Below are 15,001 nucleotides of genomic sequence, written 5' to 3'. Positions count from 1 at the left end.
AATTATATCTCATTTTTACATTATAATCTTAAACACAGTAAAAATGATTTGTTACAAAGCAGTATTGAATACAACATTCCTTATAGTATTTCTTTTTTGTGGATTGGTAGCTTTTGGACAAGAAATATCAATAGCATCTTCTATACATACAGATATACAACAACGAACAGATGATATTTTTGATAGTCTTGTGAAAATTCGTAGAGACTTTCATATGAATCCAGAAATCTCGGAACAAGAAAAAAGAACAGCGCAGAAAATCAAAGAATATTTACTTTCTATAGGATTAGAAGTTGAAACTAATGTTGGAGGAAATGGTGTAGTTGGTGTTTTAAAGGGAGCTAAAGAAGGAAAGAAAATAGCTTGGAGAGCTGATATTGATGCAATGCCTTCAGAAATACCTGATGTGGTAGATTTTAAATCTAAGACAGAAGGTGTACGCCATATATGTGGGCATGATGTACACACTACAATTGCATTAGGAATTGCTAACGTATTAGCAAGCCAAAAAGAACAATTAGAAGGAACAGTTTATTTTATTTTTCAACCCTCAGAAGAGAATTATAAAGGAGCTCAAGCAATGATAAAAGATGGTTTGTTTGATCTGATCAAACCAGATGAGATATATGGAGCGCATATTGCACCATTGCCGGCAACAATGATTTCCACTAAGCCAGAATGGTTATTTGCTGATTATAAAATGATAGAAGTGGTGTATATGAACTCAACTGATGATGATGCAATGATTGAGTATACCAAAACATTGCTTAAAAGTTTTCAGAATATTAAATCAGGTAGTGAATTTTTTGATCCGCAAAGTTTATTAAGCCCAACTATCGGCTTAGCAAATCCCAATACTATTTTTAAAGATTATACAACGGTAAGTGATAATTTCAGTGTTAAAGAAATAGGTGATTTAATATCAATTAAAACGTATGTGGGCTCTAGTATTTTTAATGAATTAGATAAGATTTTACCTCTAGTGCAGCAGAAAATCAAGTCATCAAAATATAAAACGAAGTTGATAAATGTATCGTATTCTGGAGACCGTGCAAACCTAATGAATGATAAAAAGTTAACTAATGAGGTTATGAATTCTATTTCTAAACTTTATGGCAAACAAAATGTAATTCGATTATATGGAGAAATGCCAGATGGAAGAGGTGATGATTTTGCGTATTTTCAAGAACGAGTACCTGGAGTATATTTTTTCTTAGGAGGGTCTAATTTTGAAAAAGGAATTATCTCGATGCCTCATGCTCCAAATTTTGCAATTGATGAGAGCTGTATTAAAACAGGAGTAAATTATTTTTCATCAATGATTGTAGAAAGACTATATGATTAATTTGTTAGAATTAAGTGAAGGTTTTTTGCTATTATGAATAAAACCTAAAAAAAAAACAATTAAACTACCTCAATGATACGACCCTATAAATTGAAGGATAAAAAAGAATTAATTGATGTTTTTAAGCAAAATATACCAACATATTTTGACCTCAAAGAGGTAAAAGATTTTCAAGATTACTTACAAAAGTATAGTGCCTATTATTATACAATCTTTTATAAAAAGAAAATAGTAGGAGGAGTAGGATGTTATTTAGAGGGTAAAAATAGAATAGGTAGAATAACATGGATATTTTTTCATCCAAAATATACTGGATTGGGATTAGGAAAAAAAGCAATAGAGCATTCATTATCTATCTTGAAATTAAGTTCGGAATTAGAAAAAGTAGTAGTAACTACATCTCAACTCGCGTATAAATTTTTTGAGAAGTTTGGATTTGTATTGGATAAAATAGAGAAAGATTATTGGGGACTAGGATTGGATCTGTATCTAATGGAACTATCGTTTAACAATAATTCTTAAGTGATTAAAAGTATCAAAATTTATAATTGATTCTTTGTGGGATTGCAGGGCAGATACAGTATCTTTATCATAAGGTTTTAAAAATAGATGTCCAAGAAAATTTTTTTTCATTCACACAATGATAGATAAACTCTTAGAAGCTGAATTTTCTTTTAATCAGCCCGAAGTTAAAACGTTGAATGGCTACGATAACGTCAATTATATAGTCAAGAATAATTCCACGAAATATATTTTTAAAACATATTCTTATGATAAAGAATTGTTTTCTATTCTTCAAGCAGAAAATGAATTACTTCTTCATCTTAAGGGTAAAGATGTAGATATGTTTCCTGACCCTATTCCGTTTACGGATGGTACTTTTATAAAAGAAATAGAGGTTGATGGGGTTAAAACTATTTGCCGGATGCTTTCGTTTTTAGATGGAAAGTTTTTAGGTGATGTTGAAGCTACAGAAGAACTATTTTATAGTTTAGGAAATTTTCTTGCTGAAATGAATCTTAAGTTTCAAAAATTTGATAGTTATGTCCTAAAAGCTAGACAATGGGAGTGGGATATTCAGTATGCGCACTTGAACAAGAAATATCTAAATGATATCGTTGATCCGCATAATCGAAATGTAGTTCGTTATTTTTTTCAACAATTTGAAGAAAACGTAATTCCGTTACTACCAGAATTAAGAAAGCAGGTAATACATAATGATGCAAATGAATGGAATATCCTAACGGAAAAAGGAAAAGTTTCAGCAGTTATTGATTTTGGTGATTTGGCATATTCACAACTAATAAATGAATTGGCAATTGCAATTACTTATGCGTGTTATGATAAAGAAAACCCTTTGGATTGGATACCTTTTATTTTAAAGGGATATCATAGCGTTTTTCCTTTAAAAGATAAAGAAATAAAAGCGCTGTATTATCTTATTGCTACTAGACTTTGTACTAGTGTATGTAACTCTGCGCATTCCCGAAAAATAAATCCAGAGAATATATATGCTACTGTAAGCGAAAAGTATGCTTGGCAAATGTTATATAAATGGATAAGAATTAATCCTATTAAGGCGGAGAATGTTTTTAGAAAAGCAATAGGTCTTTTACCTATTGAAAAACCCTTAACCACAGAAGAACAAGTAAAAAGAAGGTATGCCAATATAAGTCCTATCGTCAGTTTAAGTTATGAAGAACCTATCTCGATGAGTCGTTCCGCTTTTCAGTATATGTATGATACCGATGGGAATACCTTTTTGGATGCTTATAATAATATTCCGCATGTAGGACATTCACACCCAAGCGTAGTGCAAGCGGGGCAGAAACAAATGGCGAGATTGAATACCAATACGAGGTATTTATATGATTTGCTACCTACTTATGCCGAAAAGTTATTGTCAAAATTTCCGGATTCACTTACTAAAGTATTTTTTGTAAACTCAGGAAGTGCAGCTAGTGATTTAGCAATGCGAATGGTATATGCTCATACGGGATATAAAAAAACAATGGTTATGGAACATGGGTATCACGGTAATACGCAGATTTCTATTGATATAAGTGATTATAAATTTAATAACCCAAAAGGTCAAGGACAGAAAGGAAATATTCTAAAAACTCCAATTCCTGATACGTATAGAGGGAAATATACTGAACGAAATGCAGGTGAGTTATATGCAGAAGATGCAGTGGAACAAATAGAAAATTCTAGTGCTCCGATTGGGGCTTTTATAACAGAACCAATTGTGGGGTGTGGAGGACAAGTACCTCTTGCTGCTGGATATCTAAAAAAAGTATATCCAGCAATTAGAAGACAAGGAGGAGTTTGTATTAGTGATGAGGTACAAACAGGTTTTGGTCGTTTAGGAGATTGTTTCTGGGGATATGAGTCACAGGATGTTGTTCCTGATATGGTGATTGTCGGTAAACCCATAGCTAATGGTCATCCAATGGGAGCGGTGATAACAACCAATGAAATAGCGGAATCTTTTAGCAAAGGAGTAGAGTTTTTTAGTTCTTTTGGGGGGAATCCTGTTTCTTGTGCAATTGGATTATCAGTCTTAGATGTTATAGAAGAAGAGAAATTACAGCATAATGCTAAACAAGTAGGAGATTACTATAAATTTCTACTATGCGAACTTCAAAATAAATATGATTGCATTGGAGATGTAAGAGGGTCAGGATTGTTTTTAGGTATAGAAATTATAAAAGCAGAAAATAGCGAAACGAATAAGACATTAGCACATCATATTAAGAACGAACTGCGAAATAAGTTTATACTAATTAGTACAGATGGACCAGATGATAGTGTCTTGAAAACGAAACCTCCTTTGTGTTTTACTAAAGAAAATGCAAAAGAAGTAGTAGATACTATCGATGAAATATTAGAAAGGTATTATGATAAAAATTAGAAAGTGCTAAAAACGATTTCTTTAAGATTACCAAAATTTAAACTTGAAATTTACAGTATCATTATTCTGATTACTGTTGGATGTAAAGAGCCCAAAAAGGAGACGATTACTATTGCTGCTGCGGCTAATATGCAATACGCAATTGAGGAAATTTCTAACGCATTTACAAAACAAACAGGAGTATCTTGTGAATTAGTAATTAGTTCTTCGGGAAAATTAACAGCACAAATTATAGAAGGCGCTCCCTATGATATTTTTGTTTCTGCAAATATGAAATACCCAAATGAAATTTATGAGAATAAATTAGCCATTGAAGCTCCCAAAGTTTATGCCCATGGACAATTAGTGTTATGGTCTATGGATAAAGAATTAGTACCTTCATTGGAAATATTAACTGATAGCCGTGTTGTTCACATTGCCATAGCAAACCCTAGAACAGCACCATATGGTCAATCCGCAGTAGAGGTGCTAAACAAAAATAACATATATGATGCTGTAGCAGACAAATTGGTTTATGGAGAAAGTATTTCTCAAACGAACCAATTTATTATTTCTAAATCTTCCGAAATTGGTTTTACCTCAATGTCAGTAGTGTTATCTAAAAAGATAAAAGATAAAGGTCGATGGATTCCTATTGATAAAAAAGAGTACACTCCAATCGAACAAGGAGTCGTTTTGATTAAAAGAGAAATTCAAGATTCTACAAACAGTAGAAAATTTTATGAGTTTCTTTTTTCTAAAGATGCTAGAGAAATACTAGAAGATTTCGGATATTTAGTAGCTGAATAATGAATGTTTTCTCGGGGCATATATCAGATATACAGGTAAGCAAAAATTTATCGATGGTTTCTATTGAAATAAATGAGCATACAAAGCTCAAAACTATTTTAGTTGAAACTCCTGATACTGCTTCTTATCTGAAGAAAGGGAACTCGGTAAAGTTATTGTTTAAAGAAACTGAAGTAATTATTAGTAAAGATGATTCATCCTTAATTAGTATTCAAAATAAAATTCCCGCGACAATAAAAAAGTGTGACAGTGGAGTTTTATTAAGTAAGATATTTTTACATACAGCAATAGGAGATATTGTCGCCATAATTACTACGGAAATTTTCAACGAACTTTCATTGAAAGAAAATGAAGGAGTAATTGTGATGATTAAGGCAAACGAAATAATGCTTTCTAAATGATAGATTGGGCACCAATCATACTAACTACTAAACTTGCATTAGTAACGACAGTTGTTTTGCTAGTAATTTCAATTCCATTGGCCTATTGGTTAGCATATTCTAAATCAAGGATTAAACCGATTGTAGAAACTCTAGTAAGTATGCCGTTGGTATTGCCGCCGACTGTATTAGGGTTTTATCTATTAATGGTATTTAGTCCGGGAAACAGTTTTGGTAGTTGGCTACAAGATGTTTTTGGAATTCGATTAATTTTTTCATTTTCAGGATTAGTGATAGGATCAGTTATTTATAGCCTTCCTTTTATGGTTGGGCCTATTCAATCTGGTTTATCTGGTTTACCTAGTTCTCTACAGGAGGCTTCCTATGTGTTAGGTAAATCTAAAATGAAAACACTTATTAGTGTTTTATTACCAAATATAAAACCTTCTATATTAACAGGGATTGTATTGGCTTTTGCTCATACTGTTGGTGAATTTGGGGTTGTTCTAATGATTGGGGGTAATATTCCTGATAAAACGAAAGTGGTTTCAATAGCAATATATGACGAAGTTGAAGCATTAAATTATAGCGGTGCAAATATGTATTCATTGCTATTGTTTATAGTAACCTTTGTGATTTTATTATTGGTGTATTTAATTAACGGAGGATATTTAAAACGGTTTTGGAAATGATAGAAGTTACCATTGATAAGAAGCTCCAAACAGCTGAAGGAAATATGAAGCTTGATATTCGATTGAGTATAGAGAAAGGGCAATTGGTTACTTTATATGGGGCTTCTGGAGCAGGAAAGACATCAATTCTTAGAGTCATCGCTGGGTTGCTTTCGGCAGATAGTGGACAGATTGTAGTAGACGGTACATATTGGTTAGATGATAATAGAAAGATCAGTTTTAGTCCTCAACAACGTAGAATTGGATATGTTTTTCAAGATTATGCCTTATTTCCAAATATGACAGTGCAAGAAAATCTAGAATTTGCCTTAGGAAAAGGTCAAGACAAAAGTGTTATTGAAGAATTGATTTCTATAGTAGCTTTGGATAAACTTAAGAATAGAAAACCAAATACGTTATCAGGAGGTCAACAGCAAAGAGTGGCATTGGCTCGGGCATTGGTTCGCAAACCAAAGGTTTTATTGTTGGATGAACCCTTGTCTGCGCTTGATATAAAAATGCGTAGCAAATTGCAGGATTATATACTAAAAGTACATCGAGAATATGAGCTAACCACAATTTTGGTAAGTCACGATATTGGAGAAATTATTAAGATGTCTGATAAAGTATATTGTCTTGAAGATGGTAAGATAACTAAAGTAGGAGATTCGTTATCCGTTTTTACGGATAATCAACTAAGTGGTAAATATCAGTTTACAGGAGAAGTGATTAACATAGAATCGGAAGATGTTGTATTTATAGTTACAGTTCTTATTGGTAATAATGTAGTTAAGGTCATCGCACAGGAATCGGAAATTAGTAGTCTAACTATTGGAGATAAAGTTGTTGTAGCTTCTAAAGCTTTTAATCCTGTACTTATAAAAATTTAAGAATCTATGAAAGTTGAAAAAGTAAGTTTACCTAAGACTTCATTACTACTTAAAAACAAGTATGATTATTCTGATAGTTTTAAAAGTGAGTTTACGGATAAAGAGGATGTCGTAGATATCTTAGTAATCACTAAATCCTTTTTTTCTACTTCTCCTAAATGGATTGAAAAACTATTTGTGTTAAGAAATCAGATAGTTGCAGTTTTTGGACTTAAAACTGGAGATAGCCTGGATAAGAGAAAAGAAACATTAAATAATTTTAAAGGAGAGATCGGAGATAAAATAGGGATTTTTAAAGTATTTGATAAATCGGAGAATGAAATTATTCTGGGAGAAGACGATACGCATCTTAATTTTAGAGTTTCTCTACTCTTAGATTCAAAACCTAATTCGAGTAAAAATCTTACTATTTCGACAATTGTAAATTTTAATAATTGGTTTGGGAAATTGTATTTTTTACCTGTAAAACCATTTCATAAACTCATTGTTCCAACCATGCTTAAAAGTACTATTAGAGGATCAATTGCTCCGAGTCAGTAATAGAACTACCTTTGTAAACTAGTTTCCATCCTAAGGAATTGGTAAGAATGTAAATCTTTTGTAGCTCACTAATTAAACGATTTTCTGCATTAGATTTTAGTGTAGAGGCTTCTATCTTTTTGTTAAGCTGTCGTGTAACTTCTTTCTGTATCAGGTTATGATCTTCTGGACTGAATTGATTAAAAAAATCTTCTTCTAGATCGTGATATTTTATGTTGGGATTGATGTTAATCTCAGCTTCAGGGATACTGGTAATTGTAAGTGTCTTATTAGTTTGATCGATTTGGTGTTTGATCTTGCTTAAGTCATAGGAAACGGTAACACCAGCATTTACCACAACAATAGCCTTTTTTTCAGCAGTTAAAATATCTAAGTAATATTTTTTGGCATCTTTATAGGTAATAACTTCGGAGAAATGCCCTTCGGTAACAACTAATTTCCCAACATTTTTTATCTGGTCAAGTATAAGATCAGAAGACTCTAATTCAGTTTTTTGGGATGTAGCTTGATTGATAAAATAACTAATGCCAACTGCTATGAATGCAGCAATTAAGGCACCAAGAAGAAAATTACGCATATTTTTATAAGTCAGGTTTTTTATAAAAATACATAAAAAAATAGCCTCTGCATGATAGAAAGGCTATTATGATATCAATAAGGATAAAATGATTATTTAAATTCTGGAGGGTATTTCTCTAGTATTGCAGATACAATTTGATTCATTTTTTCCTGTTTTTTGTCTACTTTTTCGGTTAAGGCTGCTGTTCCCATTCCTTGCCAAATTAATTCATTTTTTGAAGCATCAATAAGATCTATATATAATGTTCCTTCTGTCGTTCTAGATACAGTATTAAAACCGCTGTTCCAAAACCAAGGATTCCAGCCCCAGCCGTAACCAAATCCAAAATTATTTTGATAAATATTTACGTTTTCCTTTGTTTTTGTAAAGATGCTAACCAATACATCCGGGTTTTCAGATTTTGTAAAACCTTTAGCGGTCATATCAGATTCAATAGCTCTTAAAATGCGTTTTTTGTCTAGGTCACTGATTTCAGCTTTATCTATACCTGGTTTAAAAAAGGCATAGCTTTTGTAACCATTAAAATTAGTTTGCTTATCATAATCAGATGCTACTCTAACAGTAGAGCAAGAACCAAGTGTAATGATAAGGATCAGTGATAAAAGAGAGAAAAATTTCATAATCCTGTGTATTAAATGTTCAACAATATTTTTTTAAAAATATGCACAACAATCGTACCATGAGTAAGATAGAGTTACTCTTTAGTGTACTTATTTGTTTTTTTGTCATAGCCATAGGGACAATGCCTACAACCGCTCTCGCAACAATAACCTCTTTTTAAATGGTATTGTTCCGTAAAACATCGGTACCCTTCTGGAGTAAGATAATAGTCTCCTTCTTCGGGTTTTAGTATTCTTTTTGGATTGCTCATCGATACAAAAATACTATCTTGCGCTAAGATGCCAATTGTAGTTAACAAATATTTGATAGGTCGTCATTTTGTGGGAATCGCACTTTGGCCTTTTATTGTGGTTAAAAATCACCATTTAAAGGAAGATGCAGTTTTTATAAATCATGAGAAGATTCATCTAAAACAGCAGTTGGAGTTGTTGGTATTACCATTTTACTTCTTGTATCTAATAGAGTATATTGTCCGATTACTTCAGTATAAAAATTCTAGAGAAGCTTACCGTAATATTTCTTTTGAAAGAGAAGCGTATGAAATGGAAGCTGAGCTTTCTTATCTAAAAAACCGAAAACTCTGGAGTTTTACTAAATACTTATAATACCCTATGAATTTTTTTTCTTCGGTAGTAAGAGAATCAAAAAATGAAGAAATAGTGCACCCTATTTTAAAACAAGCAGGAGTGTCTATTCACATAAAAAGAGAAGATCTTATTCATGATCATATTTCGGGAAATAAATTCAGAAAACTTAAATACAATCTTTTAGAGGCTAAAAAAAAGGGTTTTAATAGGATACTTACGTTTGGTGGAGCTTATAGTAACCATATTTCTGCTACTGCAGCTGCAGGTAAATTAGTGGGGTTAGATACAGTTGGGGTTATTAGAGGAGAAGAATTAGCAAAAAATTTATCACATACGCTATCGCAGAATGATACCTTACGTTTAGCATCACATAATGGTATGCGACTAAAGTTTGTTAGCAGAAAAGATTACAAAGAAAAAACATCAGAACCATTTTTGGAAATGTTGAAAAAAGAATTTGGCTCTTTTTACTCTGTTCCAGAAGGAGGTACAAATGAGTTAGCAATAGAAGGGTGTAAAGAAATTTTAACTGGTAAGGATGAGATATTCGATTATGTATGTTGTGCGGTGGGAACCGGAGGAACTATCTCTGGGATTATCAATGCTAGCCTCGAGCATCAGAACATTATTGGATTTCCTGCGTTAAAAGGAGATTTCCTTTCTGATGAAATTAAAAAATACACTCATAAAACAAATTGGAGTTTAACAGAAGAGTATCATTTTGGGGGATATGGTAAAATAAATCTATCATTAATTGAGTTTATTAATAGATTTTACAAAGAACAAAATATTGCTTTGGATCCAATCTATACAGGAAAGATGATGTATGGCCTTTTTGATAAAATACAGAAAGGGTTTTTTACAAAAAATACTCGTATTTTAGCCATTCATACTGGAGGGTTGCAAGGTATTTCGGGTATGAATAAGAAGCTAGGTAAAAAGAAGCTTCCGCTTATTAGAATTTGATATGAACGTGAGGAGAATTATAACGTTGTTTTGTATAGCTACATTCATTGTTTCTTGTGGAGGTAGTAAAAAAGCAACTACTTCTAGAAGAACCAAAACTGCTTCTAGAAAAACTGAAGTAAAAAGAGAGGTAAAAGAGGTTAAAGAAGAGGTAGTTAAACCGAAAAAACCACTTACTACAGTTTCTTACAAAGAAAAAGTTCAGAATTATATATTTGAGTATGTAGGTATTGCCAAGCACGAGATGATTCAGTACGGTATTCCTGCAAGTATAACATTAGCTCAGGGAATTTTAGAATCAGGTGCTGGTTACGGAGATCTTACCAGTAAGGCAAAAAACCATTTTGGGATTAAATGCCATGATTGGACAGGTGATAGAGTGTATCACGATGATGATCGATCCCAAGAGTGTTTTAGAAAATATGATGAAGCAAGTCACTCTTTCAGAGATCATTCTTTGTTTTTAAAGAATAGAAAACGCTATGCAAAACTCTTCACCTACAAGCAAGATGATTATAAATCTTGGGCATATGGATTACGTGCTGCTGGTTATGCAACAGATAAGAAATATCCGGTTAAACTTATAAGTATTATAGAGCGGTATGAATTGGATAAATACGATGCAGAGGTTTTAGGAAAATTGTATACTGTAACAGAGAAGAAGAAACCTAATGTTAGAACAACTACTAAATCGAAAAATGGAGAATATGTCGTGCAAAAAGGAGATACATTATATTCCATATCGAGAAGGTACAATTTAAAAGTTACAGAGTTAAAAGCATATAATAATTTAAAAGATAATGCAATCGCCATAGGGCAAGTGCTTAAAGTACAAGAACCTGATGATGATTCTGAAGAATTTTAATTCAATATGATTTATAAAAGAAGTAGCGCTCTATTTAGAGAGGCTCAAAAAGTAATTCCGGGTGGAGTTAACTCTCCTGTTCGCGCATTTAAAGCAGTTGGGGGAGATCCAATTTTTGTAAAAGAAGCAAAAGGAGCTTATTTGTATGATGAAGATGGTAATCGATTAATAGATTATATCAATTCTTGGGGGCCAATGATTCTTGGTCACGCGCATCCGCCAGTTGTAGATGCTGTAGTCGAAAAAGCTAAGAAAGGAACCAGTTTTGGAATGCCAACAGAAATTGAAACTAAGATTGCTGAGTTGGCGGTATCGATGGTTCCTAATATAGATAAAATACGTTTTGTGAATTCAGGAACAGAAGCTTGTATGAGTGCTGTTCGATTAGCAAGAGGATTTACCAAAAAAGATAAAATAATCAAATTTGCAGGTTGCTATCATGGCCATAGTGATTCTTTTTTGATTCAGGCAGGTAGCGGTGCAGTTACTTTTGGAAGTCCAAACAGTCCTGGAGTTACTGAAGGTACAGCAAAAGATACATTGCTTGCTAGATATAATGATCTAGGTAATGTTGAAGAAATTATTAATTCTAATAAGAATGAAATAGCGTGCATCATTATAGAACCGGTAGCTGGTAATATGGGATGTATTCCTCCAGTCAAAGGTTTTTTAGAGGGGTTAAGATCCCTTTGTGATGCTCATAATATTTTGTTGATTTTTGATGAGGTGATGACTGGGTTTAGATTAGCAAAAGGAGGAGTACAAGAATTGTATGGAATCAAAGCTGATATTGTAACTTTTGGTAAGGTAATTGGAGGAGGTCTTCCGGTAGGTGCTTTTGCTGCTAGAGAAGAAATAATGAATCACCTAGCACCTTTGGGACCAGTATATCAAGCAGGAACTTTAAGTGGTAATCCATTGGCAATGGCTGCTGGATTGGCAATGCTAACTGAGTTGCATGAAAATCCAAATATTTTTGATAGTATCGCAAAAAAGACTGAGTATTTACATGAAGGTATTGCTAAGGTATTAATAGAGAAAAATATAGTACATACGATTAACAGAGTAGGCTCGATGATTTCTGTTCATTTTTCTGAGAATCCTGTAGTAGATTTTGAAAGTGCTGCAGAAGGTAATAATGATGCTTTCAAGAAATTCTTTCATGGAATGCTAAGCCAAGGTGTATATATAGCACCAAGTGCTTTCGAAACTTGGTTTATCACAGAGGCATTAACTTATGAAGATTTAGATACTACTATAAAAGCAGTCTCCGTTACAGCAGGTAGTTTATAAAAACAAAAAGCCAATCTAATCTAGATCGGCTTTTTGTTTTTATAAACGATGGATTAATCATTTATTTTTTAGGTTCCAGTATTAGTGAGATTCTTTCTGTTGCATCCTGTAAATGATAACGTGTCATTCTATCAGATGTCCTACCTATTGCACTATTAATATTTCTTTGTAAGTTTTTTAATTCTGCTCTAACAATAGGTCTGATGTCACTTTGTGAAACATCTACATTAGTACGTCGTACAAAACGTCTAAAGTTAGCAGGAATTGGAGTTTGCTCTTTTGTCATCAAAAACTCCAATCTTTCTAAGTATGCACGTTGTAAATTACGACGATATACATCAATTGATGCTCCCGTTCTTAACTCTTTCCAAATACCAGATCTCAATTCTGTCATCATATCTATTAACGAATATGCATTTCTTGCGTTTAGAGCTTCATTTTCAATTAACCGCGCCATTCTGCCTTGATCTAGTAAATTGTTTAATGTTCTAGTTTGAAATCCACGAACGCGCTCTACGCTACCTGCAGATTCTATTTTATTAAAAATGGTAGCATCTAATAACCAGTCTGGAGTAATAAATAACTGCTCTTGTAAGAACTTCATGGCACGTTTTTGATTTTCTTTAGTTACATGTGTATAAACAGCTCCTTCTTGATCATAGGTCTTGTAGTATTCGTATACACCACCAATATTAGAAGAAACATGTCCCATATATCTATTATATTGACTTAATACTTGTCCATACATAGTCTGTAAGTCGCTATAATTTTTACCGTCTTCTGCAGTCCATTTGATTAAATTAGGAATAATTCTTTTTAAGTTGGCAATACCATAAGTACTAGCTTTTACCGCATCATCACCAAGATCTTCTGTTTGTGAACTAGGATCAATTACTCCAAATTGTTGTCTCCCAAAACGATATTTAGGATCATCTGCGTGTTTTAATATCCAACTATCCAAAGTTTTTTTCTCTTCTTCCGCAGTTGTATTAAGAATTGGTCGGTATCCCCATTTGATAGAATATTTGTCATAGATTCCAATTTCTGGCATTAGCGCGACATCTCCATCACCTGGTTGCGCAATGTAATTAAAACGAGCGTAATCCATTATAGATGGTGCAGTTCCATATTTTTTAGTAAAAGCTGGGTCACGTAATGATTCCACTGGGTATGCAACACTACTTCCCATATTATGAGGCAATCCTAATGTATGACCTACCTCATGAGAAGATACGAATCGTATTAATCTACCCATAACTTCATCTTTAAAAGCTACGCCTTGTGCGTCTGGATTGATCGCTGCAGTCTGTACAAAAAACCAGTTACGTAATAGAGTCATTACGTTATGATACCAGTTGATGTCACTTTCTAAAATTTCTCCAGATCTTGGATCACTTACATGTGGTCCATTTGCATTAGGTATAGGAGATGCTAAATAACGTACTACAGAGTAACGCGCATCTTCTGGACTCCAATCTGGATCTTCTTCTTTTGTTGGAGGATCTTTAGCAATAATGGCTTCTTTAAAACCAGCTTCTTCAAAGGCTACTTGCCAATCTTCAATACCTTGTTTAATATATTTCACCCATTTTTTAGGAGTAGCACGATCTATATAATAGACAATTTGTTTTTTAGGAACAACCAATTCACCTTTTTTGAATTTTTCAATATCTTCATCCCGAACTTCTAATCTCCATCGATCTAAATAGCGTATCGTTTTACTTTCTTGCGCTTCAAGTCCATAATCCGTTTGTCCTCGTGCAAACCAGCCAACTCGTTGGTCAAATATTCTACGTTTCATAGGTGTTTCTGGAAGTAAAATCATAGAATTACTCATTTCTAAAGAAATAGTTCCAGTACTTGCATTAGAAGGTGGTGCTCCGGCGTTGTATGTTTTTACGTGTCGCGTTTCTATATTAAGAGGATAACTTCTTATCGAGTCGATATAGGAAAGGCTAGCATCTAATCGAGTGATCTTAAATCGCTTTCTTCTTGAAGCTGGAAAACCAATGGCTTTCACATCTTTTTTAAATAAGTCTGTAACATCAATTACTGTGGCATTATTTACAGAATCTTTATGAAAAGCTTTTATTGGAAATGAAAATAGAACAGGTTCAAAGTTAGAATTTTCTACTGCTTCATGAATTGGTAAAGAATCTGCGGCATAAATCTGATGTGATACTACTCTTAGTAATACTTTTTTATTCTTTCTTTGCCATCTAAGTACCTGTGTGTTTTGTTTTCCACCACCAAAACCAATACCTGTAGCGGTTTTGGCAATTCTGGTTACCATCAACATCTCTCTGTTAAATAGTGAGTCCGGGATTTCATAAAAGTATTTGTCCTCTATGTTATGAACAGTGAAAAGTCCTGGGTCACTTTTAGCCTTTTTTGTAATAACCTCTTTATAAGGTTTAATAGCATTTTTGTCTTTGCTAGGTTTTTTAGCGGCTGTGGTAGCAGGCTTTTTATTTTTTTTGTTTTGTAATGAAGAGCAACTGGAAAACGTTACTGTAAATACCAATAAGAGGTATAGTGTATTTTTGAGCATGAGTTAATT

The 15,001-nt window shown here is 33.1% G+C and carries 16 protein-coding genes; 12 read left to right on the top strand and 4 right to left on the bottom strand.

The annotated features are described in order from the left end of the window. The first annotated feature begins 43 nt into the window (after window positions 1–43). The 8 genes from D1815_RS12835 to D1815_RS12800 all read left to right on the top strand — a co-directional run bounded on the left by D1815_RS12835 (window position 44) and on the right by D1815_RS12800 (window position 7,529). Window positions 44–1,345: a M20 family metallopeptidase gene (locus D1815_RS12835; RefSeq protein WP_158594526.1), complete on the top strand. Its 1,302-nt coding sequence runs from the start codon at window positions 44–46 to the stop codon at window positions 1,343–1,345. Between the two features lie 72 nt (window positions 1,346–1,417). Continuing rightward, the gene (locus D1815_RS12830; protein WP_027395343.1) at window positions 1,418–1,867 is read left to right on the top strand and encodes a GNAT family N-acetyltransferase; all 450 of its coding nucleotides are present in this window, start codon (window positions 1,418–1,420) and stop codon (window positions 1,865–1,867) included. Between the two features lie 118 nt (window positions 1,868–1,985). Further along, window positions 1,986–4,259, top strand: coding sequence for an aminotransferase class III-fold pyridoxal phosphate-dependent enzyme (locus D1815_RS12825; RefSeq protein WP_118387404.1), 2,274 nt, complete (start codon window positions 1,986–1,988; stop codon window positions 4,257–4,259). Between the two features lie 3 nt (window positions 4,260–4,262). Continuing rightward, entirely contained in the window at window positions 4,263–5,048 is a 786-nt protein-coding gene (gene modA, locus D1815_RS12820; protein ID WP_233557482.1) for a molybdate ABC transporter substrate-binding protein, read from the top strand. Continuing rightward, window positions 5,048–5,449, top strand: coding sequence for a molybdopterin-binding protein (locus D1815_RS12815; RefSeq protein WP_118387402.1), 402 nt, complete (start codon window positions 5,048–5,050; stop codon window positions 5,447–5,449). Before modA ends, D1815_RS12815 begins: the two co-directional genes overlap by 1 nt. Continuing rightward, the gene (gene modB, locus D1815_RS12810; protein ID WP_027395347.1) at window positions 5,446–6,120 is read left to right on the top strand and encodes a molybdate ABC transporter permease subunit; all 675 of its coding nucleotides are present in this window, start codon (window positions 5,446–5,448) and stop codon (window positions 6,118–6,120) included. Before D1815_RS12815 ends, modB begins: the two co-directional genes overlap by 4 nt. After that, window positions 6,117–6,989, top strand: a complete 873-nt coding sequence (locus D1815_RS12805) for a sulfate/molybdate ABC transporter ATP-binding protein (RefSeq protein WP_118387400.1) — start codon at window positions 6,117–6,119, stop codon at window positions 6,987–6,989. Before modB ends, D1815_RS12805 begins: the two co-directional genes overlap by 4 nt. Before the next feature lie 6 nt (window positions 6,990–6,995). Continuing rightward, on the top strand, window positions 6,996–7,529 hold the full coding sequence (locus tag D1815_RS12800) for a DUF2867 domain-containing protein (protein WP_108805239.1): 534 nt from the start codon (window positions 6,996–6,998) through the stop codon (window positions 7,527–7,529). On the opposite strand, the gene D1815_RS12795 is transcribed toward D1815_RS12800, so the two are convergent. The 3 genes from D1815_RS12795 to D1815_RS23655 all read right to left on the bottom strand — a co-directional run bounded on the left by D1815_RS12795 (window position 7,501) and on the right by D1815_RS23655 (window position 8,980). Next, the gene (locus D1815_RS12795) at window positions 7,501–8,106 is read right to left on the bottom strand and encodes a DUF4230 domain-containing protein (protein WP_118387398.1); all 606 of its coding nucleotides are present in this window, start codon (window positions 8,104–8,106) and stop codon (window positions 7,501–7,503) included. The two genes, D1815_RS12800 and D1815_RS12795, sit on opposite strands and share 29 nt — an antisense overlap. Window positions 8,107–8,198: 92 nt before the next feature. Beyond that, on the bottom strand, window positions 8,199–8,729 hold the full coding sequence (locus tag D1815_RS12790; protein WP_027395351.1) for a DUF4136 domain-containing protein: 531 nt from the start codon (window positions 8,727–8,729) through the stop codon (window positions 8,199–8,201). A 74-nt stretch (window positions 8,730–8,803) separates the two neighbouring features. Further along, the gene (locus D1815_RS23655; protein ID WP_158594409.1) at window positions 8,804–8,980 is read right to left on the bottom strand and encodes a DUF5522 domain-containing protein; all 177 of its coding nucleotides are present in this window, start codon (window positions 8,978–8,980) and stop codon (window positions 8,804–8,806) included. 28 nt (window positions 8,981–9,008) lie between these two features. On the opposite strand from D1815_RS23655, the gene D1815_RS12785 reads away from it, so the two are divergent. Genes D1815_RS12785 through hemL form a run of 4 tightly spaced genes read left to right on the top strand, consistent with a single transcriptional unit; the run spans window position 9,009 to window position 12,441 of the window. Further along, entirely contained in the window at window positions 9,009–9,335 is a 327-nt protein-coding gene (locus tag D1815_RS12785; protein WP_027395352.1) for a hypothetical protein, read from the top strand. 6 nt (window positions 9,336–9,341) lie between these two features. Further along, window positions 9,342–10,283: a 1-aminocyclopropane-1-carboxylate deaminase/D-cysteine desulfhydrase gene (locus tag D1815_RS12780; RefSeq protein WP_027395353.1), complete on the top strand. Its 942-nt coding sequence runs from the start codon at window positions 9,342–9,344 to the stop codon at window positions 10,281–10,283. Between the two features lies 1 nt (window position 10,284). After that, window positions 10,285–11,148 carry a glucosaminidase domain-containing protein gene (locus D1815_RS12775; RefSeq protein WP_027395354.1) on the top strand — a complete coding sequence of 288 codons (864 nt, stop codon included), beginning with the start codon at window positions 10,285–10,287 and terminating at the stop codon, window positions 11,146–11,148. A gap of 6 nt (window positions 11,149–11,154) precedes the next feature. Next, window positions 11,155–12,441, top strand: a complete 1,287-nt coding sequence (hemL, locus tag D1815_RS12770; RefSeq protein WP_027395355.1) for a glutamate-1-semialdehyde 2,1-aminomutase — start codon at window positions 11,155–11,157, stop codon at window positions 12,439–12,441. A gap of 61 nt (window positions 12,442–12,502) precedes the next feature. On the opposite strand, the gene D1815_RS12765 is transcribed toward hemL, so the two are convergent. Then, window positions 12,503–14,992 (bottom strand): zinc-dependent metalloprotease, encoded by a 2,490-nt coding sequence (locus tag D1815_RS12765; RefSeq protein ID WP_118387395.1) that lies wholly within the window; start codon window positions 14,990–14,992, stop codon window positions 12,503–12,505. Window positions 14,993–15,001 lie beyond the last annotated feature (9 nt).

Source organism: Aquimarina sp. AD1, assembly GCF_003443695.1.
Classification (GTDB): Bacteria; Bacteroidota; Bacteroidia; order Flavobacteriales; family Flavobacteriaceae; genus Aquimarina; species Aquimarina latercula.
The sequence above is the reverse complement of the archived record's forward strand: the minus strand, read 5'-3'. Positions and strand labels throughout refer to the sequence as shown.

What these genes read in the sequence shown, in the direction of transcription:
- D1815_RS12835 (WP_158594526.1), top strand. Translation starts at nt 44, where the DNA reads ATGATTTGTTACAAAGCAGTATTGAATACAACATTCCTTATAGTATTT.
- D1815_RS12830 (WP_027395343.1), top strand. Translation starts at nt 1,418, where the DNA reads ATGATACGACCCTATAAATTGAAGGATAAAAAAGAATTAATTGATGTT.
- D1815_RS12825 (WP_118387404.1), top strand. Translation starts at nt 1,986, where the DNA reads ATGATAGATAAACTCTTAGAAGCTGAATTTTCTTTTAATCAGCCCGAA.
- D1815_RS12815 (WP_118387402.1), top strand. Translation starts at nt 5,048, where the DNA reads ATGAATGTTTTCTCGGGGCATATATCAGATATACAGGTAAGCAAAAAT.
- modB (WP_027395347.1), top strand. Translation starts at nt 5,446, where the DNA reads ATGATAGATTGGGCACCAATCATACTAACTACTAAACTTGCATTAGTA.
- D1815_RS12805 (WP_118387400.1), top strand. Translation starts at nt 6,117, where the DNA reads ATGATAGAAGTTACCATTGATAAGAAGCTCCAAACAGCTGAAGGAAAT.
- D1815_RS12800 (WP_108805239.1), top strand. Translation starts at nt 6,996, where the DNA reads ATGAAAGTTGAAAAAGTAAGTTTACCTAAGACTTCATTACTACTTAAA.
- D1815_RS12795 (WP_118387398.1), bottom strand. Translation starts at nt 8,106, where the DNA reads ATGCGTAATTTTCTTCTTGGTGCCTTAATTGCTGCATTCATAGCAGTT.
- D1815_RS12790 (WP_027395351.1), bottom strand. Translation starts at nt 8,729, where the DNA reads ATGAAATTTTTCTCTCTTTTATCACTGATCCTTATCATTACACTTGGT.
- D1815_RS23655 (WP_158594409.1), bottom strand. Translation starts at nt 8,980, where the DNA reads ATGAGCAATCCAAAAAGAATACTAAAACCCGAAGAAGGAGACTATTAT.
- D1815_RS12785 (WP_027395352.1), top strand. Translation starts at nt 9,009, where the DNA reads ATGCCAATTGTAGTTAACAAATATTTGATAGGTCGTCATTTTGTGGGA.
- D1815_RS12780 (WP_027395353.1), top strand. Translation starts at nt 9,342, where the DNA reads ATGAATTTTTTTTCTTCGGTAGTAAGAGAATCAAAAAATGAAGAAATA.
- D1815_RS12775 (WP_027395354.1), top strand. Translation starts at nt 10,285, where the DNA reads ATGAACGTGAGGAGAATTATAACGTTGTTTTGTATAGCTACATTCATT.
- hemL (WP_027395355.1), top strand. Translation starts at nt 11,155, where the DNA reads ATGATTTATAAAAGAAGTAGCGCTCTATTTAGAGAGGCTCAAAAAGTA.
- D1815_RS12765 (WP_118387395.1), bottom strand. Translation starts at nt 14,992, where the DNA reads ATGCTCAAAAATACACTATACCTCTTATTGGTATTTACAGTAACGTTT.